We start from the raw sequence: 20,690 nt of genomic DNA on the forward strand, positions 1-20,690 counted from the left end.
GGTCCGCATGGCAGGTGGAAGGGAAACCGGCATTCGGCGGCATCAGCCCACGAAGTGCCAGGCCGCCTCTGTTTGGGTCCGGATCTCCGACGCCATGCCATCTGGCCGTACAGCGAGTTCCTCGATCCGGGCTCTGTCGGAATGGTCGATGGCGAGGTCCCGCTCCTTGACGGCGGCGGCGTGCTCGCCCCTCGCAAGATGCCTGGCGGAATGCCTGTAATGGGCCGCGGCCCGGTCGTGCTGGTGCGCGGCTTCCTCGCAGGACCGGGCCATCATGCTCGTCGTCATCGGTGTTCTCCTTCAAGGATAGGGTCGGAAGCGGCGTCCGACCGATGTCAGCCGCGAAGCTGGGTCTGCGCCATGTCGCGCTCCCATGTGGTCCGGGCCGCCTCGCGCGCGGCCTTTGCGGCGTTCGATGCGGCCGTCGCGGCCCTGACAATGGCGGCCCGCGCACCCGACGCGGCCCGCCGGACGGATGCCACGTTCGAGCTGACCGAGGCCTCGGCGGCCTCCTTGGACTTCCGCATCGCCGCCTGCGTCGCCTCAACGGACTTCCGCGCCGAATCCGTCGCCCTCAGCATTGAGACGTTGGCTGCGACCCCTGCCGCCCGGTTGGCAGCAGCGATCTTGGTCTCCGCGCGTGTAGCGGCCTCCGCGGCGTCGGTGGCGAGCTTCCCGATCATGTCAGCGGACCGTTTCGGGCCCTCCTTCACCGCCACCTTCGACGCCTGCAGCGCAAGACGGGTAGCCTCAAGCGCCGCATCCGCTGCCTGGCTTGCCTCGCGTCCCGCCTCCCGCATCGTCGCGGCCGCATCCCCGGAAGGTGGCACCGGCGACTGCGCCTGGGCGGCATTCATCATCGACAGGCTGAGGAACATCACCGTCAGTGCCGTCAGCGTTCTCATGGTCAAATCCATTCATGGGTTCCGGGATGCCAAGCGTCCAAAGACTGTTCGCTTGGCTAGCCCCTGGGTTTGACGCGTCCATCCCATCGATACTTTGTCCTGGATCAAGGCCGACGGTGGGATGTCCGTGCTTGACCGGGGACCCCATCCCGAAGCCTCAAGGTACGGAGCACCCTCATGAACTTGGCCAGCATCATGGTCTCCGTCGATCTCGGCGCGGCCGCGGCGGATCGGGTCCAACTCGCGACCAGCCTGGCCAAGCGGTTCGAGTCCCGGCTTATCGGCGTGGCCTCACGGCAGGTGTACCCGCCATCCGGGAGCCGCGACATCCTCTCGGCCGTCCAGGTGTCGGACGTCGCGATGGCGCGGGCTAACCGGGACCTGGAACAAGCCAGCCTGCTCTTCGAGCGTAGCACCGAGGGCTTTGGACGGGCTTCCTGGCGGTCCGACCTGGCGCACCCGACACGCTACCTGATGCAACAGGCAAGGGCCGCCGACGTGGTCGTGGTCGGGAGGTGGGGCGCCGAAGATCCGGATCCTGGCCCCCTCGTCGTCCTACCCGGTCCCTTCGTCGTAGAGGCCGGCCGCCCTGTCCTCGTCGCCCCGCCCGGCATTGAGGAGCTCCGGATCGGTCGGGTCGTCATCGCCTGGAAGGATGGCCTTGAGGCCCGGCGGGCCGTCTTACACAGCCTACCGTTCCTGGAACGGGCTGACACCGTCCACGTCGTCTCCGTGAGCCCCAAGCTGGATGACGGCGGATCGCAGGATGTCGCCGAATACCTCGCGCGCCACGGGGCAGCCGTCACCACCCACCTGCTGCGCGGGGACGACCTCATTGCCGCCGCGGCGATCCTTGGGTTCGTTGACCGCGAGGGTGCGGACCTACTGGTGATGGACGCCTACGGCCACTCCCGGCTCCAGGAGTGGGTCTTCGGCGACGTCACCTGGGACATCCTGCGGAATACGCCAGTCTGCTGCCTGATGAGCAACTGACCGCTTCTCAACCCATGCATTGATGCTTGCGGGCGGGCGCCGCCCACGAAAGGCGCATGACGGGATCGAGACGATTAAACCGGGACGCGGACGTCCGAGGTGCTCGTCTCAATGGGTTGAAGCACCCCTGCAAGTTCGTGGATGCTTTCCGTGATGTGCGTCAGCACCACCCGGATGCGCGGGGTATCGCGGTTGTCCTTATGGACCAGGAGCAGGATGTCCGCGCACGGAGGATCGGCCGGTACCCACAGACGCGTAAGCCTTGCTTCCCCATCGGCGCGAAAGCGCGCGAGGCACGCCAATCCCCCTCCGTTCGCGGCGGCCAGCACGGCGGCCTCGTGGCTGCTCGTCTGAAGGACGACCGTCGCGCGCGAGGCCAGGTCGGTGAGCCAGTTGGACTGGGTCATCTCCTGGGTGTCGTCGAGCTGAGTGATGAGGCGATGCCCAGCGCATCCGTCGTCGAAATCCAACGGGCCCAGGTCCCGGAGGTAGTCCGGCGTCGCGTAGATGCCGAAGGCGATGCCGCCGATGCGCCGCACGACGAGGTCGTGCTGCTCGGGCTGCCGCATGCGCAGGGAGATGTCGGCCTCGCGCATCGCAAGGCTCAGTTCCCGCGGGTTCGGGATGAGCTCGATCATGATGTCGGGATGGGTTGCGTGAAGCTTGGCGAAGCTTGGCGCCAGGACATGTGCGGCGAGCGTCTCGGCGCAGGTGACGCGGACAAGGCCGCGCATTCGGGCGTCGCGGCCGGTGACGTCGCGTTCCAGCGACAGTGCCTCCGCCTCCAGCCGTTCGGCCTTCCGGCGCACCTCCTGGCCGGCCAAGGTCGGAACGTAGCCCTCGGGTGTGCGGTTCAGGAGCCGCACCGCGAGCGTCGCCTCCAGCGAGTTCAGGCGCCGCCCAACCGTCGATTGCGAGACATGCAGCACCTTGGCGGCAGCCGAGAGCGTGCCATGCCGCGCTAGGGCGAGGAAAAACCTTAGGTCGTCCCAGTCAAGCATCCGTCACCTGCCACCCAATTCTGCATCTCCCATCGTCGACTTTGGGTGCCGACTTTTGTTTTTCTGCAACCTATACTCAGGCGGGCAGAATAAGCAGGGCCGAAATATCTTCATGAATTGAGATGCTGCGCGCCGGTTATACGTACGAAAGGAAAGTGGCATGGCACGGCTACCAGCGGGTTCCGACGGAGGGGCTCCGGCGCCCATCGGCAGGCGTCGACTGGAAGCAGTCATCGCAGAGGGCAAGGCCAACCCGACGGCCGTTCGCACCCTGCGGTGCCGGACTGTAGCACAGGGGCGGATCAGCCAGTTGAACTACATCCGGGACCTGCCGCCGAAGCCGGTGATGGAGGACGAGCCCGTGGGCCGGTTGCACGACAGCACCGCGCCGAACGCCTCGGAGGCGTTGCTCGCCGCCCTTGGGTCTTGCCTCTCCATCGGCATCCACGCCAACGCCCTGGCACAGGGCATCCAAATCCGGTCGCTAGAGCTCAGCGTCGAGGCCGACATCAACATGACTCCCGTCTGGGGCAGCGGCGACCTCCATCCGAAGACCTCTGGTTCGAGAGACATCCGGGTCTCAGTGGCGATGGATGCGGACGCCTCGCGCAAGGCCCTGGCGGCGCTCATCAAGCACACGCTGGTGTGGTCGCCGGTGGCGAACACCTTGCACAACCCGGTCCACCTCGACGTGGCCCTCGCGAGATCCTCCGTCGCGGCCTGACTGGCCACGGCACCGCATCCGCCGTTTTGACGAGACCGCTCCAACAGGAAGGACGAGCCCCATGTCGCTCCATTCGTTGCAGGTCCGCCCGACGACCTATCCGAGCCTCACCGCCGTGCCGGCGCATCGAGGCGATGGGCTCGGCAAGGTCCGCCTCGTCAGCCTGTCCACGGACCTGCCACTGGCTGAACGCGGCACGCTGGAGCCGTTGAGCCGGCGCGTGTCACTCGACCAGAAGCAGACCCTTTACGTGCAGGACGAGCCTGCCGGCTCCGTGTTCAACGTCATTTCTGGTGCGCTCAGTCTGTATCGCATCCTACCGGATGGACGCCGGCAGGTCACAGGCTTCGCCTTCCCGAGCGACTTCCTCGGGTTGTCGATGCTCGACCGTTACATGGTGTCGGCGGACGCGCTTGCGCCGGTAATCGCATGCAGGTTCGAGCGGCTGGCTTTTCGGAACCTGGTATGCCGGCAGCCGGGCCTGATGATGCACCTGCACGAGATCACCGGACAGGAATTGTCCCGGGCCAAGGACATGATGATGCTTCTTGGCCGACGTACGGCAGAGGAGAAGATCGCGACCTTCCTGGTGGGGCTGCAGGCGCGCTACGCCCGGATCGGGCTGTCCTCGGTCACCCTCGAACTTCCAATGGGACGCCTCGACATCGCCGACCATCTCGGCCTGACTATCGAGACGGTGAGCCGAACCCTGTCGCGCCTGGACCGGGACGGTTGCATACTCATCGTGCCAGGCGGCGTGCGCCTCATTGACCAGATACGCCTCGACCGGATGTCGGCCCACTGACGGTCCGGACTGCCGGGTAACGGTAGACTTCACGGCCACGTTCCATGAGGGCGACCGCCGAGGGGACGGCGCCCCCCGTCGCCAGGGCGGTCGTCCTTGCTGCGTCGAACCAGGCCCGCGCCTCCTGCAGCGCCGGTCGCAGTTCAGAGGAGTCGAGGAAGTAGGCAGGCTCGCCGATGCGCCGCGTAGGGGCCTTGCCGCCGTACAGAAGCTCTGTCGAGAATGTCATGAAATGCTACTCTCACAACGACGGGGGACGGACTGGCGGGCGCTTCATGTCCTGCCAGCTTGACCGGTTACCGGACGATGCGCGACCTGGCATGCGGCCTGTCGCGGCGGGCTCCTGAGGCCTGATCTCGCTCGGCACGATGTCCCGGGAGCGCGGCATGTTCGGTCCGTGGGAACGGGCTTGGCGGCCGTCATCAGAAGCAGCGTGGGCAGTGGCCGCGGCCGCGAGCACGCCGAGCACCGCGAGCGTCATCATCAATCGAGCCATGCGTGCTTAGCCCTTCGCGGTGGACCCCGATACGAGTGGGGCAGGTTCGAACGGCATCATGCTCTCGGCCTTCGCGACCGGCTTTGCGCTGGATCAAGGATTACCGCGGGGCCGGGACTAGGGTTCGTCCAACCGAAACGAGGGACGTATCCATGCCGGCACTCAAGGACATCAAGAACGTGCTCGTGGGCCTGACCGAGGAGGGCCAGCAGGGCGAGACGAGCAATGCCATCGGCTACGGCCTGTCGCTGTCAGTCGCCGCTGGGGCGCACCTCACCGTCCAGGCGGCCTCGCGGCGGCTCGTCATGAACAGCGCCCTTGCTGGCGGTTTCGGACGAGCGCTCGTGACCGAGGAGAACGGGCGGACCGCCGGCCTCAGCCAGGCGGTGGCCGAAAAGGTTCGAGGCGACGCCGCCAGCGCCGGCGTCGGATGCACCGTCGAAAGCCCGCAACTGACGCATCCGGACATTCTCGCCACGTTCGCGGCCAAGGCTCGGCTGCACGACCTCACCATCCTGGATGCCGAGGAGCGCACCATAGACCTTGACCGCGAGCTGATCGAAGCGGCGCTGTTCGGAAGCGGTCGCCCTGTCATCGTCGTCCCAGCCGGCCACAACGCCTTCGCCGGCCGGCGCATCGTCATCGCCTGGGACGGCGGCGGGCATGCAGCCCGGGCCGTGAACGACGCACTGCCGTTCTTGAGGGCGGCCGAGGCCGTCGAGATCATCTCGGTGGTCGGCGAGAAGGATCTGTCGAGCTCGGTCGCGGGGGCCGAGCTCGCTCCACATCTGGCCCGCCACGGCATCGCCGTGACTGTGGACGACGTACCGCTGCGTCCGGACGGCGACATTGCCGAGACCTTGCGCGATGCGGCCAGTCGCTACCGCGCGGACATGCTGGTCATGGGTGCCTACCGCCACGGTCCCATCCGGCAGTGGATCTTTGGCGGGCTTACCCAGTCGTTGATGACGGCGTGCCCGACCCCCCTCTTTCTCGCGCACTGATTGCGGACGAACCCGGTCGACCAAAGGGTCGATCACCAGGACAGGAAACCCAATCATGACCAAGCACGATCACGAGCATAGCCATTCCATGGCAAGTCCGGAAACCGATACCGAAAGCCATCGCATCGGAGAATCGACCGAGGAGGTATTTTCGCAGACCCAGGACGCCGTCCGCGCCGTCGCCGACCAAGCCACGCATTTGGCGCAGGACACCCTGGAACGCGGGCACGCCGCCATCCGGCAAGCGGACCAGGCAACCCGGGGTGGGATTTCGGATGGGGATCGTCGACGCGGGACGACAGCGTTGGCCACCGCTATTGCCGTCGGTGCAATGGGTTATGCCATCGCCACTCTGATCCGGGGAGCCGCGCGGAAGCGTGCTCCCGCTCCAAGGAACGCGTTGCAGGACAAGGTTCTGCCTGAGTCGTAGCCGCCGCGACGCATCCCCTCCGCCTTTGGACATCAAGGACACGATCCATGCGACCCGAGACGATGCCGACAGAAGCCGAGATCCGCGGCCGCGCCCTCGAACTCTGGGAGACTCGGGGTCGGCCGGAAGGCTACGAGGAAGAGTTCTGGCTCCAGGCCGAACGGCAACTCCGCGGCGAGACGACCGGCCAGCCGGTCCTTCCGGACGGGGGCTTCGTCACTAGCGGAACGGGGTCCGATTGCTGCCGCTGATCCGCGGACGTGACTGCAGTCATGGGCGCTTACGCGAGGACGTCCTTGGCGGTGTCAGCCGTGATATCCTGCGGTACTTCCCACTCTACAGCTTTCTGAGCCACTGATGGGCGAGCACGTCTTGTCGGGCCGCGCTACCCCCATCGTCGACCGTGCCAAGGCGGACGACGCCGGAAGGCCGCTCGTTGACGCCGCGGTCACCCAGCTCGCCCACCAGTTGATGGAGGCGGGACTTGAGGGCCTTTCGGAACGCGAGCGGCGGGTGATCCTCCACATCGCCAAGCGGCGACACGTGTCCCAGGACGTGAACCGCGTCCTGGTGGAGAACCAGGCGTTCGGCGAGCGCCTCGCGGATCGCGTCGCCCAGTTGGGTGGCTCGTGGGGCTTCATCCTGGTCTTCACGGGAATGCTCGTCGCATGGGTCCTCGTGAACACCGTCGTCTTGGCGCGCTCCGGTGCTTTCGACCCCTACCCCTACTTTTTCCTGAACCTCATCCTGTCGATGGTCGCCGCCCTGCAGGCGCCAGTGATCCTTATGTCTCAGAACCGCCAGGCGGCGCGGGATCGGATGGCGGCCGGCCTCGACTATGAGATCAACCTGAAGGCCGAGGTCGAGATCATGGCCCTGCACGACAAGCTCGACCACATCCGGATGGAGCGTCTCGAAGGCATGCTGGCCACGCAGTCGACGCAGATCGAGGCTATCGCCAAGGCTGTCGGCATCGGCCCAGCATAGTCTTTAACGGGGCGGTCTCGAACTTCCGCTACGGTCAGCGCTCCAAAGACTTCAAGTAGGCCACCACGTCGGTGATCTGGTCGGGTCCGAGCTGGAACTCCGGCATGGTCGGATGCCCGGTGGTGATGCCTTCCGCCAAGGCCTCACCAAGGTCCTCGACCGGATAATTCATATGGAGGTCCCGAAATGCAGGCGCGATGGCCAGCGGGCTTGCCCCGATCCGTCCGACGGCGTGGCAAGTCGCGCAGTTCGCGCCAACGAAGATCTTGCCACGCTGGATTTGTCCGTCCGTGGCAGCTTCGGCGGTCTGCAGGAGGCTGGTGAGGATAAGCAGCCAGTAGGCGAGACGCTTGGACATAGGTCGGATCCGATCCAGGGGGTAAGCGGTGCCCGCGAGGGGCGAAGGGATGCGGCCGGCGGGACGCAATGGTCACCGAGCCAGCAAACGGGGCTGCGACGCCTAGAGCGTCCGGCCGTCAGGCCCGGTTTCGTATTCAACGACGTCCCTCACCATTTGCAGGTCGAACCCAGCCTTGGCAGTCCGCGTACCACTAAGGGCGGACGCATCCGCCCAGGCCCAGTCACGGACATGTGGGAGGTCTTCCCCAGTGCGGCAGACGTGCTCGCGGTGCAAAGCCAGCAGGTCGCGGAGCTCTTCCTCAGCATGCTGCACGGCTGACCCGAGCCCGGATGACCACCGCAGAGCCGCCAGCGCGAGATGGTAGCGGTCGAGGCCGTTGAGCACCGCCATGTCGAAGGGGGTGGTGGTCGTCCCCTCCTCGACGAAGCCGTGGACATGGATGTGGGCATGGTTGGTGCGCTGGTAGGTCAGGCGATGGATCAGCCACGGATAGCCGTGGTAGGCGAACACCACCGGCCGGTCGCGCGTGAACAGGCTGTCGAAGGTGGCGTGGTCGAGCCCGTGCGGGTGCATGTCGGGCGAGGGCAGCGTCATCAGGTCGACGACGTTCACCACCCGGATTCGGATTTCCGGAATGCGGGTGCGGAGCCACTCGACGGCCGCCAGGGTCTCCATGGTCGGCACGTCCCCAGCGCAGGCCATGACCACGTCCGGCTCGGCTCCGCCGTCGTTCGAGGCCCATTCCCACACGCCGATGCCGGCCGAGCAGTGCCGCGCCGCCTCGTCGGCGCCGAGCCACTGCAGGGCGGGCTGCTTGCCGGCGACGACGACGTTGATGCGGTCGTGCGTGCGCAGGCAATGGTCCATCACCCAGAGCAGGCAGTTGGCGTCCGGCGGCAGGTAAACCCGCGCCGTGTCGCCCTTCTTATTAGCCATGAAGTCGATGAAGCCTGGGTCCTGGTGGCTGAACCCGTTCTGGTCCTGGCGCCAGACATGCGAGGTCAGCAGGATGTTAAGCGAGGGTACCGGCTTGCGCCACGCTAGCGCCCGGGAGGCCTTGAGCCACTTCGCGTGCTGGTTCACCATCGAATCGACGATGTGGATGAAGGCCTCGTAACAGGCGAAGACGCCGTGCCGACCAGTGAGTAGGTAGCCTTCGAGCCAACCCTCGCAGAGGTGCTCGGACAGCACCTCCATCACCCGGCCCTGCCGGGCCATGTGCTCGTCGGTCGGCACGATTGCGTCGCGCCAGACGCGGTCGGTGACGTCGAACACAGCATCAAGGCGGTTGGACAGGGTCTCGTCCGGACCCATGACTCGGAAGTTCCGGGCCTCGGCGTTGAGGGCGAGCACGTCGCGAAGGTAGCGACCGAGCACGCGCGTCCCCTCAACGACCACCGTCCCGTGGGACGGCATCGCGATAGCGTGCTCGGCGAGATCGGGCAGCCGCAGCGCCCGTGGATCGCGTCCACCGTTGGCGTGGGAGTTGGAGCTCAGGCGCCGCTCGCCGTGGGGATGCAGGGCAGTCAGCGCCGGCACGAAGCGGCCCGCGTCGTCGAAAAGCTCCTCGGGCCGGTAGGAGCGCATCCAGCGCTCCAGGATCGCGAGGTGGTCCGGGTTCTCGCGCAGGGTCGCCACCGGGACCTGGTGCGACCGCCATGTCCCTTCGACAGGCTTACCGTCGACGACCTTCGGGCCGGTCCATCCCTTTGGGCTGCGTAGCACGATCATCGGCCAGTTCGGACGACCTACATCGCGACGTGGCGCTGCCTCGCGGATCTCCGCGATCCGGTCGAGCGCGTAGTCCAGGGCGGTCGCCATGGCCTGGTGCATCAGGCCGGGCTCTTCGCCCTCAACGAACAGCGGCTCGTAGCCGTAGCCGATGAGGAGGCTGCGCAGTTCCGCCCCCGGCATCCGCGCCAGCACGGTCGGGTTGGCGATCTTGTATCCGTTGAGGTGGAGGATCGGCAGGACGGTACCGTCACCGACAGGGTCGAGGAACTTCGAGGCGTGCCAGGAGGCCGCGAGCGGTCCAGTCTCGGCCTCGCCGTCCCCAATTACGCAAGCGACGATCAGGCCCGGATTGTCGAGGGCGGCACCGAAGGCGTGGATCAGCGAGTAGCCGAGCTCACCCCCCTCGTGGATAGAGCCGGGCAGTTCGGGTGAGGCATGGCTCGGGATGCCACCGGGGAACGAGAACTGGCGGAATAGGCGGCGCATCCCCTCCGTGTCGGAGCCGACATCAGGGTAGACCTCGCCGTAGGTTCCTTCCAAGTAGGCGTTGGCCACTAGCCCGGGGGCACCGTGGCCCGGCCCCCAGACGGCCATCATGTCGAGGTCGCGCAGGACGATGGTCCGGTTGAGGTGCGCGTAGATGAAATTGAGGCCGGGCGTAGTGCCCCAATGGCCGAGCAGTCGCGGCTTCACGTGTCCGAGGGACAGGGGCTCACGCAGCAGCGGGTTGTCGAGCAGGTAGATCTGGCCGACCGAGAGGTAGTTTGCTGCCCGCCAGTAGGCATCGATGGCAGCGAGGCCTGTCGGTCCCAGCGGCCCGGGCACGAAGTCGAGGCGGGACGGCTTCCCTCCGTGATCCTGGACGACGGCAGGCTTCGGATCGCTCGCGACAGGCATTTCGGGTTCCCGGGCATTGCGGGACGATCCTGCGCCCCATGAAGCCGGTCGTCGCATTCCCCGGGTGGCGGTTCTTTGATCTGGATCACGTCACGCTCGGCTAGGCCGTGCCACTGAGGGTCATGCCTGGGGATGCGCGTGATCCTAGTCCTCAATGCCGGCTCGTCCAGTCTGCGCTGCGCCCTGTTCAGGGAAGGCCAGGACGCTGCAGCTTGGCGCGTGCACGTCGCCGGGATCGGCGGTTCCCCGCGCTTGACGGTGACGGGGGACCTCGAGCTCGGAGGGGATGTGCCGCCGGCGGGCGATCTCGCCCTCGTGGTGAAATGGCTCCTCACTTGCCTTCAGCGACTGCCGGATCTCCGCCTTCGAGTGGTCGGGCACCGCATCGTCCATGGCGGCGCCCGCCATGCTGGCCCGGCCCGCATCGACGAACCCCTGGTCGCCGAGTTGGAAACTCTGGTGCCCTTGGCCCCCGGCCATCAACCGCAGGGGCTCGCCTGCATCGCTGCCGTCGAAGAGGCGTGGCCCAGCCTGCCGCAGGTCGCTTGCTTCGATACGGCCTTCCACCGGACCCAGGACCGGTTAGCCCAGATCGAGGCAATCCCGCGCGCGCTGACCGAGGACGGCCTTCTGCGCTTCGGCTTCCATGGCCTCTCATACGCCCACATCGCCGGGGTGCTGCCCCGGCTCATCGGCGAGAGGGCGAAGGGGCGTATCATCGTCGCACATCTCGGCCACGGCGCCAGCCTCTGCGCCCTGGACGGGGGACGCAGCATCGCGACCACGATGGGGCTGACTACTCTCGGGGGCCTGATGATGGGCACCCGTTCTGGCACTGTCGATCCGGGCCTCGTACTCCACATGATCCAGTCGCGCGGTATGGCAGCGTCCGAGGTAGCCGACCTGCTCGGCCGGCGCTCCGGCCTGCTCGGCGTGTCCGGCATCAGCGACGACGTCCGGGTTCTTCAAAAAAGCGAGGCTTTGGAGGCCCGTGAGGCCCTCGATCTCTTCGCCTACCGCGTCGTTCGGGAGGCCGGCTCCCTCGTCGCCGCCCTGGGCGGCCTCGATGCCTTCGTCTTCACCGGCGGCATCGGCGAGAACGCGGCGACAATCCGAAGCGATGTCTGCGGGAAGCTCGCGTTCCTCGGCCTGGACATCGAGCCCGAACACAACGCCCAAGGGTGGTCGAGTATCGGGCGCGTTGGTGCAGCTGTCCCGGTCCTCGTCATCCCGGCCGACGAGGAGCGTGAAATCGCCGAGGAGGCAGGATGTCTCCTCGGGATCTCCTTGCATGGCCACCCGGACTAGCCACCCCGTCGAAGCCGAGCCCGCCCCGGTTTGACATGTTCGATCACGATGAACGGCGCGAAGGCTCCCGGCCCGATCATGCCAGCACTAGGCGGTCGACGACCGCTCGCACGCCCGGTGCGGACCAAGCCGCCCGTTCAGCGACCTCACGCTCGTGCCAGGCGTTCACGAAGCCTTCCAGCGTGACCTCATCATCGACGACGGTGACCTGGATCGCGTCGCCATCCAGCTTGGCGTTCCGCTTCAGGGCCGCGAGGATCTTGGCCTTTACATGAACCGCCTCGGCCGGGGGACGCACGGCGAGCAAGTTGAGCACGTCGGTCACGCCGGACAGCCTCCGGACGTCGGAAGCGGCGGCGACGCTCTGGAAATAGTACGGAACCGTCCCGTTGAGCGTGACGGCGCCCTTTTCGACCTTGACCTGGATGCCGTGATCCTGGATGCGCGAGTCCCAGGCGAGGACGTTCAGGACGCGTCCGGCGATCTCGACGTCGCCGGTCCTCTCCGTGTCCGGCCCGCGGACTTCGAGCGACTCGGTGATGGCGCGCACGCCGCGGACCCTTTGAACGACCTTCTCGGCTGCGATCCTCTCGGCATAGGTCCCGACGCATCCGGAAAGACTGACAACGCCCCCGTCGACGGCGACGCCGATATGCGCCGAGCCGACGCTCGGGTCGAAGTCGAGTTCGTCGAGGATGTGCTGTCGAAGCAGGGTATCGTCCATGATGGTGCTCCCAGGTCGGGCGCAGGCCGATCCGACCGCTGACCTTCGTGAACGCGATGGTGCCCTGGGTCTTTGCGCAGGATCAAAACGGGATGGAGGCTTAGGCCGTGGCCACCCCAGCGAGTAGGACGCTCCTGCGACGCAAGCGCTGGAGCCAGCCTGGAAGTAGAGCTGTTCCATCCAAGCTATCTGGCACGGTGAAACCACACGATAGTCACGCGCAATGGACATCGCTGGCCTCATCGAACAGCGCTGCGCTTGCCAGCTTTCGGGTTAAGGCCAAGGCCCTCGCTACGTTGAGGTAGGGTCGTCAGGAGCCATCCGCCCTACATCTTTCGAAGGATCGAGGCTTTGATCATCCGGTGTTCGATCTCGTCGATGTGGCCATTGGTGCGGAGATGGGCGAGACGTCCGAGCTCTCGCACCGCATCGGCGGGTGACAAGGCGGGCCGCGCGTGTCCGCCCCCATCCCCCTGAGGGGCCGCTACGAGGGCGACCTGCCGGGTGTCGTTGACGAACAGGTTCAGCCCCGATTCACCGCACTGCGAGGCGCTGGGCTGATCCGGCCAATGTATCGCGTGAAGTGCCCACACTAATACTACGACCCAGCCAATGAGCGTCCCGCCGAACAGCCCGTTGACCGCCAGAATGACCCAGCGTTTGGGATGGTGGCGATGGAAGGCGATGATCGAGGGTAGGCCGTAGATCGCCACGCAAACGGTGAGCGCGACCAGCACCCAGGCCGTGTCGTCGTTCACGCGCCGCGCGCCTGCGACAGGGCTTGCGCCTTCAGCACCTCGAACTCGGCCTCCGACAGGCTGCCGCCGGCGCGAAGCTGCGCCAGCCGCTCGATCTCGGCGATGACGTCACGCGGCGGGGCGACAGGTGCAGCCGAGGTGGGTGTCGAAGGTACGGTGCCAATTGAGGCGGGTACGACACCGGCTACCGGGGGCGGCCCGAACCGGTTAAGCCCGGTCGTCCCGGCGAAGCAGGCAAAGACCAGCGCGACGGGACTGAGCAACAACCACCACCCCGAGTGGTCGGTGTCGTGCATTCGGCGAATGCCCGCCGCCACCTGCGGCAGGAGGTGAACAAGGTGAGTGAGGCCGATGAACAGGCCACCATCCTTGTTACCGGTGGCAAAGGCGGCATCGAGCGCCAGCGCGATCAGCGCGATGCCGAAGTACATAAGAATGAAGCGCCAGTAGTCGCCGCGCGAGGTCCGGCCGGAAAAGTCGCGATAGCTCCGCATCGCACTGAGGTACGAGTTCATGTTCGAGATCCTGATGATGGGGTGGTGATAAGCGCGGCGTCGTGGCTGGGGTCACGCGCAACGCCGTTTGGGCGGGTGCGCCGGCTGGGAAGCTGGCAGGCACGGCTATCGGTGTCGGAGGCTCAGTATTCCTGAGCCAGCATGATGGTAAGCACGCGCACCGTCACCGCCGCGTCGGCCGGGTCAGGCGAGTGCCCGACCATGGCGCGGTCATAAGTGTCGATCTTCCGAAAACATCGGTGCCCGGCGAGATCGAAGGCTCCGAAATCGTGCTCGCCATACGGGTCGTCGGCGACGCTGAAGGCCGCGAACGATTGCACCGCTGCCTCGGCCTCGCGGCGGCGCTCTACGGGCAGGGTGGCGATCCCGCGTGACAGCATCACATGGCCGCCGGCAAAGCTCCGGCGGAAGGCATCGTTGAGGGCACGCACCCGAGGGGTGCGGGTGGTCGAGGCGGGATCCGCCTCAACGCTGTTATGGGCGAGCCGACTCATGAACCTTGCTTCGTGCCGTGAACCGCGCCGGGCGGGAGCAAGCCAAGCTCGCTGCGGTGCCGGGTGATCAACGGATTGTCCGGCCAGTCGCGCCACTGAAGCTCAAATGCGTCGTCGGCTTTTGTGTACATGATGATCGCCTCGAACCAGCCCTCCTGCGGGCCTTCGCACGCGAGTACGAGGGAGCCGCGTTCGATCTCGTGCCAATCGGTCGGTGCCTTGAAGCGGCCGCCAGGGCCTCCGGCGCCCGAAGCGCTACTCGCCCCGCCCCCTGATGCCGGAGGGGCGCTGGCGGCCTTGCCTGAAGCCCTAACGGGCACGGCAACATCGGGCAGGCCCGCTGCGGCAACCAGACGCTCGAACACCTCGGCTTTGACGAACGGCACAAAAGCCTTGCCGCTCTCAAACAGGCGGCCCTGCGGTAGGCCGGCGGCAAGGCGGCGATAGGTGTCGTCGCTGATTTCAAGTACATGCATGCCCATCAGTCCAGCGGCGCGCTCGGCATTGGCCTTGTCCCCGGCGGCAAAGCGCGAAGCGTGAGGGCGCTGTCGTTCGTCGCGGCCGAACAGGATTAGGCCGGGCGGCATGATGGCGGCTGTGCTGGTTGTGGTGGTCATGGTCATGAATGGGCTCCAGAAACGACGAAGGCGGCCCGGAGGCCGCCTTGCGTTGAGTGTGAGGGGGAGGATGCACCAGCCTGCTGCCGGTCGGGCTCGGGCGGTGGCAGGCGTCGCAACAGCAGGGGCATCGGGGGCATCGGGGGCATCCGGTTAGCTGCGAAACAGCCCGCAGCGAACTTCACATTATAAGATTATCGTCCTAATGTCAAGCTTAGGTTGATTTAATGCTCGATAATCTTTGGTTGAGTTAAGCGGTTGATCGCCTCAATCAGAGTGGTGCGGTGGCGGCAGTGGGTGAAAGTTGCCCATCCAGAATAAACTTTCTGGGTGATGATCTGCTACAACTCAGGCGCTCGCGTCCGGTAGATAATTGGCGCATAAGAAACCATCACTGGCTTCGGTCCCGGCCGCCAGTGCCTGAGAGTCGCGAGCGCTCCCGCCCTGATCTCGCGGAGCACGACTTTGTCTGATAACAGGCCTTTAGCTATCCTCATCGCAGAGACTGATCCGCTCGTCCGTATGGTCACCGCCGACATGCTAACGGATCTCGGTTATCAGGCCTTAGAGGTCCGCACCGCCACCGAGGCATTGGTGGTGCTTCAAGGACCAGCCACCGTGTGCATGCTGATCACGGGGCGCAGGATTGTGGGTGATGGTGTTGCCCTCGCTCACCTTGTTCGCCACCGTTGGCCAAATGTTGCCATCATTGTCACCTCGGGAGCTGGAGCTGAGCTTCAGCACGAGTTACCGCAGGGCGCGCGCTTGCTCCGTAAGCCATACAAGTTTGCGGACCTTGTCCATGCGGTGGAAGCCGACCTCGTACCGGTTCGGGACGAAGCCTCGGCCGCTCCCGTACTGCCGAGTGCCGTGCCGCCCCACAGGGGATTGGACCTGGGCCATGGCGTGGGAGCCATTGCCGCTCCCTCGACCGAGCCAGACAAGACGTAATCTCTGTCTCCACGACGGCCAGTCCATTACCCAAGCCGTTGGCATGTATCCAGGGCGCTCAGGGGCCTGATCGATAGGCTCAAGGCCTGAGAACCCGCTATTGGTGGGGAGCGGACCCTAACCCTTCGCCCTGAAGCGGACGTTCTGCATCCGACCCGAACCAGCCGTACAATTGTGGCTTCGAGGCTCCCAAAAGCGGACTTACATCCCATCACCGCTCCGGCAGAGATACGCCCCTCGCGCCTCTGATCTCAGCCGAGAGCGGTTCGATCAGCCCCGATTAAGCGACGCACCAAGGTGATCCATGATCGCCCGGACCTTCGCAGACGGTTTCGGACCCGCCGGGAAGACCGCGTAGACCTCGGCAGGATCGAGCCGATAGGGCTCAAGCACCTGGATAAGCTGGCCGGCGCGCAGTTCATCCCCGGCCATGACGCGGGTCGCCAGCGCCATGCCCATGCCCGCCACCGCAGCAGCTAGGATCCCCGGCGCCGAGTTGATCCAGAGGCGCGCGGGGGCATCGACTGAGGTAACGGTCCCGTCGCGCGTGAAGCGCCAGCTCTCGCGACCGAACAGGCCGTGCTGCACGATGCAATCGTGCTGGGCGAGTTCGGCCGGGTTAACGGGTGTGCCGCGGGATGAGAGATAGGCCGGCGCCGCGACCACCAGACGTTCGACCGCCGCAAGCCTGCGGGCACCGAAGGTGGAGTCCGCCAATGGGCCGACGCCCAGGCGGATGGCGATGTCGACCCCGTCCGTGACGAGGTTCTGGCGCGCGTCGCTCATGGTGATCTCGATCCGGAGGCCCGGATGCTGGGCCAGGAACGTCGCGAGCGCGGGGACGACGGCCCGGGAGCCGTAGAGCACCGGCATCGCGAGACGGATCACGCCCTGCAGCGAGTCCACTCCCCGGGCCGCCTGCTCGGCCTCCTCGACCTCCGCGAGGAGGGATCGCGCGCGGTCCAGATACAGGCTGCCGGCTTCCGTCAGGGAGATGCTGCGGGTGGTGCGCAGCAGCAGCGTCGTGCCCAGCCGCGCCTCCAGCGCGCCGACGATGCGCGACACCGAAGGTTGCGAGAGCATCAGTTCGCGTCCAGCGCGCGACAAGCTGCCGGTCTCCGCTACGCGGACGAACACGGCCATCTCCTGCCAACGGTCACTCATTCGTAATCCGGATAGATGATGTCCGCATGGAATGGATACATCGACTTTTCCGGATGAGCTACCTCCCCTTCAGTGCGCCGTCGCGACGGCAGTCCAATCATCCAGACCTTCACCCAACAGGAGAAAGGTCCCGCAATGACCATCAAGATCTACGGCGACCCCGGTTCCGGCAGCCGGCGCCGCGTTACGGCGGCGGCAGCGGCTATGGGCGTGAACATTGAGGTCGTGGATATCGATCTCTTTAACGGGGAGAGCCACACGCCCGAGTTCTTGGCGTTGAACCCACACGGATTGTCGCCAGTGATGGTGGACGGCGACCTCATCCTCTACGAGTCCGCGGCCATCAACCTTTATCTCGCCGAGAAGGCGGGAAGCGACTTGACGGGTCGAACGACGCGGGAGCGGTTCGAGATCCTCCAGTGGATGTTCTGGTCGGGCGAGCAGTGGCGCGTGTTCGCGACCCTCACCTTCGACGAGGTGCTCGCCAAGCGCTTCATGGGCCAGCCCGCAGAGGAGGCCATCGTCAAACTGGCGGCCAACAAGATCCGCGCTGCAGCCGGCGTGCTAGACGCGCATCTCGCTAAGCACAGCCACATCGTCGGCGACCGGCTAAACCCTGGCCGACTTCGACGTCGCGGGCCCGTTCTCACAGAATGAGCGCACAAAGATCCCGCTAAACGAGTTCCCCAACCTCGTGGCCTGGCAGCAGCGACTGCTGGAGGCGGTACCTGGTTGGGCGGCGACGAAGAGGGAAGTCGACACGCGTATCGACGGTGCTCTCGAAGCAGCCGGTATCCAACTATGAAGAATAGCGCCGGTGCTCTCACGGGCGACCGGCGCCGTACTTTTGCGAAGATCGTGAGCGGGCGCAGTGGCGACGTCCGCTTCGTCTCTTAGCCGTCCGAAAGCTGACCAGCGGATATCCACCCATCCCGGACGTAGGTCATCCTCCACCAAGCTGCCGCGATGCGGACATTCCGAGGGTCTGTGAAGGGTCGAAAGCGGATGCGACAGCATTTGCGTGGGGTCAGGCAGCCAGGCTTGCGCAGACGAGGGACTGGTGCACGGAAACGCCCGCCGTCACACCCCAGGAGGGGCAGATCTAACCGCCTGCGATCACAACGAGGCGCTGGACTTCGCCTCGTAGGTACGCCTGCAGGAACTTGTCGTAATCCTTGAACGAAACGCAGCCATTCGAGGCACCGCTCGCACCGAGCATGTAGGTATGAGCCAAGAGGCCAACCCGACCATGCACGGCCTCAGGTCCACCAAGGGGATTGAGGCGAAGGGCACGAACTCCATGGAACGGCTTCTCCCGCTCGCTGATGTCGTAGGTCCCCACCGGAGTTGGCCCCTTCATTCGGACATGCACGTGACCCGGATCGTCCATGCTCTCGCCTAACCCCGAATGCGCCTCGAGCTTCTCTCCATTCGGAAGCGTAACAACCTTGGCGCGGATATCGTAAATCGCGACTCCGCCTGTGCCACCATCCGGTACCACATTCAGCGCTCTGCGAAAGACGTTGTCGATGGGTTTCGTCTCCAGGGCGGCATAGGCGAGCCGCGGTGGCTCAGGGCTCTCGATGCCGAATAGTTTGTCGATGAAGGACCTTGTGTCCTCCTTTGGAGCTGATGCAACGGCGAAATCGCGGCGCACTGCGACACGCGGCGCCGAGGATCGTGCCCTGCTCGGCCGAAACTCGGGCGGACGTGGCACAGGAAGCGGTACAAGTCGCGACGCAAGAGGTGCCGTAGCTGGCCCGGTGATCGAAGGGGCGGGAAGGTCGTCCGGCGTCGAAGGAATGATCGCGGCCGCGTAGGTAGTGGGTTGCTGGGACTGCGCAGGCACCTCGCCTTCCTCGACTGTCGGAGGCTTTCTAGGTGCTGCTGTGACGATTGCCGCCTCATCCTCGGCGCCGGACGCTTTTGGCACAGCCGGCAATGTCGCCATCACTTTAAGCTGTGAGGAAGACGAAAAGGGAAGCCAGTATCCAGCGTTGATCAGGCTGCCACCAAGGAGACCTACCATCGGCAGGACGCTTATGAGGGCAAAACCCTTCCGCATCCTCGTGAAACGCTTTGTCTCTTCCGCCATGGTCAGGCACATCCGCTACCCTGCATTGGCTGAGATGCCAGTCCTTCGTCCCACGCTGTCAGATGCGCAGGCGACGGACCGAGAAGTTTTGAGCCGCCAGGATCTTCATCTCAATCGCGCGAATCGGCATTTCTGCGGCAAGATTGCGGCCCAATGCAGCAGCAGTTTGGCGTGTTGGGGCGAAACCGGGCTCGACCCCTCATGAGCACTTGGAACGTCTGCTTACTGGCAGTCTGATGGGCCTCGCACGGCTTGATAGGGCCCAAAGCGGCATAGCTGCTTCAGCGCAAATCATGCCGAGAGGCGAACGTGGGCGCGTCGTTCGGCGGCCATATTGTGTCGTCCGGTCGCTGGCATTCGTTGACGAGTAGACGGATGCTGAACCGACCCGGGGGAAAGGCGTTGTTTGGCCAGAGGAGCAAGCGATGTCAAAGCTGACCACCGAAGACCGCAAGTCCCTTCCAAAAAAGGATTTTGCCCTCCCCGACGAGAAGCGCTTCCCAATCGAAGACAAGGCGCATGCGCGGAACGCTAAGGCTCGAGCTGCGCAATCCGAGAAGGCCGGCAACTTATCCAAATCCGACAAGGCAAAGGTCGATGCCAAAGCCGACAAGGTGCTCGGCAGAGACTGATCCCCATACTGTCACCTGTTCCAGAGCAAGCACGAAATCATATGCCCGATCTGTTGCGACGCGCCGGCCCGCCCGAGCCTGTTCCGCATGTTGATCCGCCGCGCGGGTACGACCCACGCTTCACCGAGGTGGTGCCTCACCACGCCCTCTTGGTTTCGCTCTACGATCAAGCGAACTTCAGCGAGGGGCCGACATGGTGGCCTGCCCGGGACATCCTGGTGTGGTCGGATATCGAAGGACGTCGCGTCCTTGGCTGGCATCCTGATGCCTCCGTTCGGGTTGTGATCGACGCCACGCCGTTCATCAACGGTAATACTATCGACCGTGACGGCAACTTGGTTCATTGCGAGCATGGCAACCGCCGCCTGTCCAGGACGACACCTAGCGGGCGCTACGAGGTGGTGGTCGAGACCTACGAGGGGAACCGCTTCAACTCGCCGAACGACGTAGTCTGCGCTGCCGATGGCGCCCTATGGTTCACCGATCCCGCCTACGGCTTGCGGCAGCCTAAACAGGGGGTATTGGCCGAGCCCTACCTCGACCATCACAGCGTCTACCGTTTCGATCCGGCAAATGGTGAGGTGGGACGCATGGCTGACCTTGGCCAACCAAACGGCCTTGCATTCGCGCCGGACGGTCGCACCCTCTACGTCAGCGACACCTCCCGAACAGAGGGCGACAAGGGGCACACGATCTACGCCTTCCCCGTCCGCGATGACGCCACTCTAGGAGAACGCCGCGTCTTCGCCGAGGTCGAGCCCGGCGTACCAGACGGTTTTCGCGCAGACCACCGTGGCTGGATTTGGACAAGTTCTGAGGCCGGAGTCCAAGTGTTCTCCGCCAAGGGGTACCGGCTTGGGCTAATACCGACGCCGCAGGTTTGTACCAACCTCTGCTTCTCGCCAGACAAGCGGCGTCTGTTCATCACCTCGAAGCAGCATCTTTACGCACTCGATCTCGCTTGCCCGGCAGACTGAGTGAGCTAGCGCGCGGCGGGGAGAAGCCGATGCGACCGATTTTCGAGGGTTAGGGGCACCCATATCGGCGTCATGCCCCTGGAGGCGTCACAGGCGTCACAGGCAGCCCACGACGGCC

The 20,690-nt window shown here is 65.3% G+C and carries 23 protein-coding genes; 11 read left to right on the forward strand and 12 right to left on the reverse strand.

Features of this window, described 5'->3' with window-relative positions:
- Nucleotides 1-42: 42 nt before the first annotated feature.
- Nucleotides 43-288 (reverse strand): hypothetical protein, encoded by a 246-nt coding sequence (locus ACYQOP_RS14325; protein ID WP_461222786.1) that lies wholly within the window; start codon nucleotides 286-288, stop codon nucleotides 43-45.
- Nucleotides 289-335: 47 nt separating this feature from the next.
- The gene (locus tag ACYQOP_RS14330; RefSeq protein ID WP_461222787.1) at nucleotides 336-905 is read right to left on the reverse strand and encodes a hypothetical protein; all 570 of its coding nucleotides are present in this window, start codon (nucleotides 903-905) and stop codon (nucleotides 336-338) included.
- A 177-nt stretch (nucleotides 906-1,082) separates the two neighbouring features.
- Between ACYQOP_RS14330 and ACYQOP_RS14335 the strand changes: the two genes are divergently transcribed.
- Nucleotides 1,083-1,898, forward strand: a complete 816-nt coding sequence (locus ACYQOP_RS14335; RefSeq protein ID WP_461222788.1) for a universal stress protein — start codon at nucleotides 1,083-1,085, stop codon at nucleotides 1,896-1,898.
- Between the two features lie 74 nt (nucleotides 1,899-1,972).
- On the opposite strand, the gene ACYQOP_RS14340 is transcribed toward ACYQOP_RS14335, so the two are convergent.
- Nucleotides 1,973-2,899, reverse strand: a complete 927-nt coding sequence (locus tag ACYQOP_RS14340; RefSeq protein WP_461222789.1) for a LysR family transcriptional regulator — start codon at nucleotides 2,897-2,899, stop codon at nucleotides 1,973-1,975.
- Between the two features lie 160 nt (nucleotides 2,900-3,059).
- Between ACYQOP_RS14340 and ACYQOP_RS14345 the strand changes: the two genes are divergently transcribed.
- The 6 genes from ACYQOP_RS14345 (at nucleotide 3,060) to ACYQOP_RS14370 (ending at nucleotide 7,345) form a co-directional block, all read left to right on the forward strand.
- Nucleotides 3,060-3,623 (forward strand): OsmC family protein, encoded by a 564-nt coding sequence (locus ACYQOP_RS14345; protein ID WP_461222790.1) that lies wholly within the window; start codon nucleotides 3,060-3,062, stop codon nucleotides 3,621-3,623.
- 61 nt (nucleotides 3,624-3,684) lie between these two features.
- Nucleotides 3,685-4,428, forward strand: coding sequence for a helix-turn-helix domain-containing protein (locus ACYQOP_RS14350; protein ID WP_461222791.1), 744 nt, complete (start codon nucleotides 3,685-3,687; stop codon nucleotides 4,426-4,428).
- Nucleotides 4,429-5,076: 648 nt separating this feature from the next.
- Nucleotides 5,077-5,928, forward strand: coding sequence for a universal stress protein (locus ACYQOP_RS14355; protein ID WP_461222792.1), 852 nt, complete (start codon nucleotides 5,077-5,079; stop codon nucleotides 5,926-5,928).
- Between the two features lie 55 nt (nucleotides 5,929-5,983).
- Nucleotides 5,984-6,358: a hypothetical protein gene (locus tag ACYQOP_RS14360; RefSeq protein ID WP_461222793.1), complete on the forward strand. Its 375-nt coding sequence runs from the start codon at nucleotides 5,984-5,986 to the stop codon at nucleotides 6,356-6,358.
- Nucleotides 6,359-6,405: 47 nt separating this feature from the next.
- Nucleotides 6,406-6,609 (forward strand): DUF2934 domain-containing protein, encoded by a 204-nt coding sequence (locus ACYQOP_RS14365; protein ID WP_461222794.1) that lies wholly within the window; start codon nucleotides 6,406-6,408, stop codon nucleotides 6,607-6,609.
- 106 nt (nucleotides 6,610-6,715) lie between these two features.
- Entirely contained in the window at nucleotides 6,716-7,345 is a 630-nt protein-coding gene (locus ACYQOP_RS14370) for a DUF1003 domain-containing protein (RefSeq protein WP_461222795.1), read from the forward strand.
- Nucleotides 7,346-7,379: 34 nt separating this feature from the next.
- Here the strand turns inward: ACYQOP_RS14370 and ACYQOP_RS14375 are convergent, their stop codons facing one another.
- Complete coding sequence (locus ACYQOP_RS14375) at nucleotides 7,380-7,703, reverse strand: c-type cytochrome (protein WP_461222796.1); 324 nt, start codon at nucleotides 7,701-7,703, stop codon at nucleotides 7,380-7,382.
- Between the two features lie 102 nt (nucleotides 7,704-7,805).
- Entirely contained in the window at nucleotides 7,806-10,337 is a 2,532-nt protein-coding gene (locus tag ACYQOP_RS14380; RefSeq protein WP_461222797.1) for a phosphoketolase family protein, read from the reverse strand.
- Between the two features lie 138 nt (nucleotides 10,338-10,475).
- Between ACYQOP_RS14380 and ACYQOP_RS14385 the strand changes: the two genes are divergently transcribed.
- The gene (locus ACYQOP_RS14385; RefSeq protein ID WP_461222798.1) at nucleotides 10,476-11,645 is read left to right on the forward strand and encodes an acetate/propionate family kinase; all 1,170 of its coding nucleotides are present in this window, start codon (nucleotides 10,476-10,478) and stop codon (nucleotides 11,643-11,645) included.
- 76 nt (nucleotides 11,646-11,721) lie between these two features.
- Here the strand turns inward: ACYQOP_RS14385 and ACYQOP_RS14390 are convergent, their stop codons facing one another.
- From ACYQOP_RS14390 to ACYQOP_RS14415, 6 genes are all read right to left on the reverse strand, one after another.
- Entirely contained in the window at nucleotides 11,722-12,369 is a 648-nt protein-coding gene (locus ACYQOP_RS14390) for a BON domain-containing protein (RefSeq protein ID WP_461222799.1), read from the reverse strand.
- Between the two features lie 326 nt (nucleotides 12,370-12,695).
- On the reverse strand, nucleotides 12,696-13,127 hold the full coding sequence (locus ACYQOP_RS14395) for a superinfection immunity protein (RefSeq protein ID WP_461222800.1): 432 nt from the start codon (nucleotides 13,125-13,127) through the stop codon (nucleotides 12,696-12,698).
- Nucleotides 13,124-13,642, reverse strand: a complete 519-nt coding sequence (locus tag ACYQOP_RS14400) for a DUF805 domain-containing protein (protein ID WP_461222801.1) — start codon at nucleotides 13,640-13,642, stop codon at nucleotides 13,124-13,126. The genes ACYQOP_RS14395 and ACYQOP_RS14400 overlap by 4 nt, the downstream gene beginning before the upstream one ends.
- 122 nt (nucleotides 13,643-13,764) lie before the next feature.
- A complete protein-coding gene (locus ACYQOP_RS14405; protein WP_461222802.1) occupies nucleotides 13,765-14,136 on the reverse strand; it encodes a DUF3768 domain-containing protein in 372 nt (123 codons plus the stop codon).
- Complete coding sequence (locus tag ACYQOP_RS14410) at nucleotides 14,133-14,759, reverse strand: hypothetical protein (RefSeq protein ID WP_461222803.1); 627 nt, start codon at nucleotides 14,757-14,759, stop codon at nucleotides 14,133-14,135. Before ACYQOP_RS14410 ends, ACYQOP_RS14405 begins: the two co-directional genes overlap by 4 nt.
- A gap of 1,215 nt (nucleotides 14,760-15,974) precedes the next feature.
- Entirely contained in the window at nucleotides 15,975-16,847 is an 873-nt protein-coding gene (locus ACYQOP_RS14415) for a LysR family transcriptional regulator (protein WP_461222804.1), read from the reverse strand.
- Nucleotides 16,848-17,003: 156 nt separating this feature from the next.
- Here ACYQOP_RS14415 and ACYQOP_RS14420 point away from each other — a divergent pair, with 156 nt between their 5' ends.
- The gene (locus ACYQOP_RS14420; protein ID WP_461222805.1) at nucleotides 17,004-17,525 is read left to right on the forward strand and encodes a glutathione S-transferase family protein; all 522 of its coding nucleotides are present in this window, start codon (nucleotides 17,004-17,006) and stop codon (nucleotides 17,523-17,525) included.
- A gap of 445 nt (nucleotides 17,526-17,970) precedes the next feature.
- Here the strand turns inward: ACYQOP_RS14420 and ACYQOP_RS14425 are convergent, their stop codons facing one another.
- The gene (locus ACYQOP_RS14425) at nucleotides 17,971-18,963 is read right to left on the reverse strand and encodes a DUF2778 domain-containing protein (protein WP_461222806.1); all 993 of its coding nucleotides are present in this window, start codon (nucleotides 18,961-18,963) and stop codon (nucleotides 17,971-17,973) included.
- Nucleotides 18,964-19,388: 425 nt separating this feature from the next.
- Here ACYQOP_RS14425 and ACYQOP_RS14430 point away from each other — a divergent pair, with 425 nt between their 5' ends.
- Both ACYQOP_RS14430 and ACYQOP_RS14435 read left to right on the forward strand, forming a co-directional pair.
- Nucleotides 19,389-19,595 carry a hypothetical protein gene (locus ACYQOP_RS14430; RefSeq protein WP_461222807.1) on the forward strand — a complete coding sequence of 69 codons (207 nt, stop codon included), beginning with the start codon at nucleotides 19,389-19,391 and terminating at the stop codon, nucleotides 19,593-19,595.
- Between the two features lie 41 nt (nucleotides 19,596-19,636).
- Nucleotides 19,637-20,572, forward strand: coding sequence for an SMP-30/gluconolactonase/LRE family protein (locus tag ACYQOP_RS14435; protein WP_461222809.1), 936 nt, complete (start codon nucleotides 19,637-19,639; stop codon nucleotides 20,570-20,572).
- Nucleotides 20,573-20,690: the final 118 nt, after the last annotated feature.

It is taken from the genome of Methylobacterium sp. CM6247, from assembly GCF_054817925.1.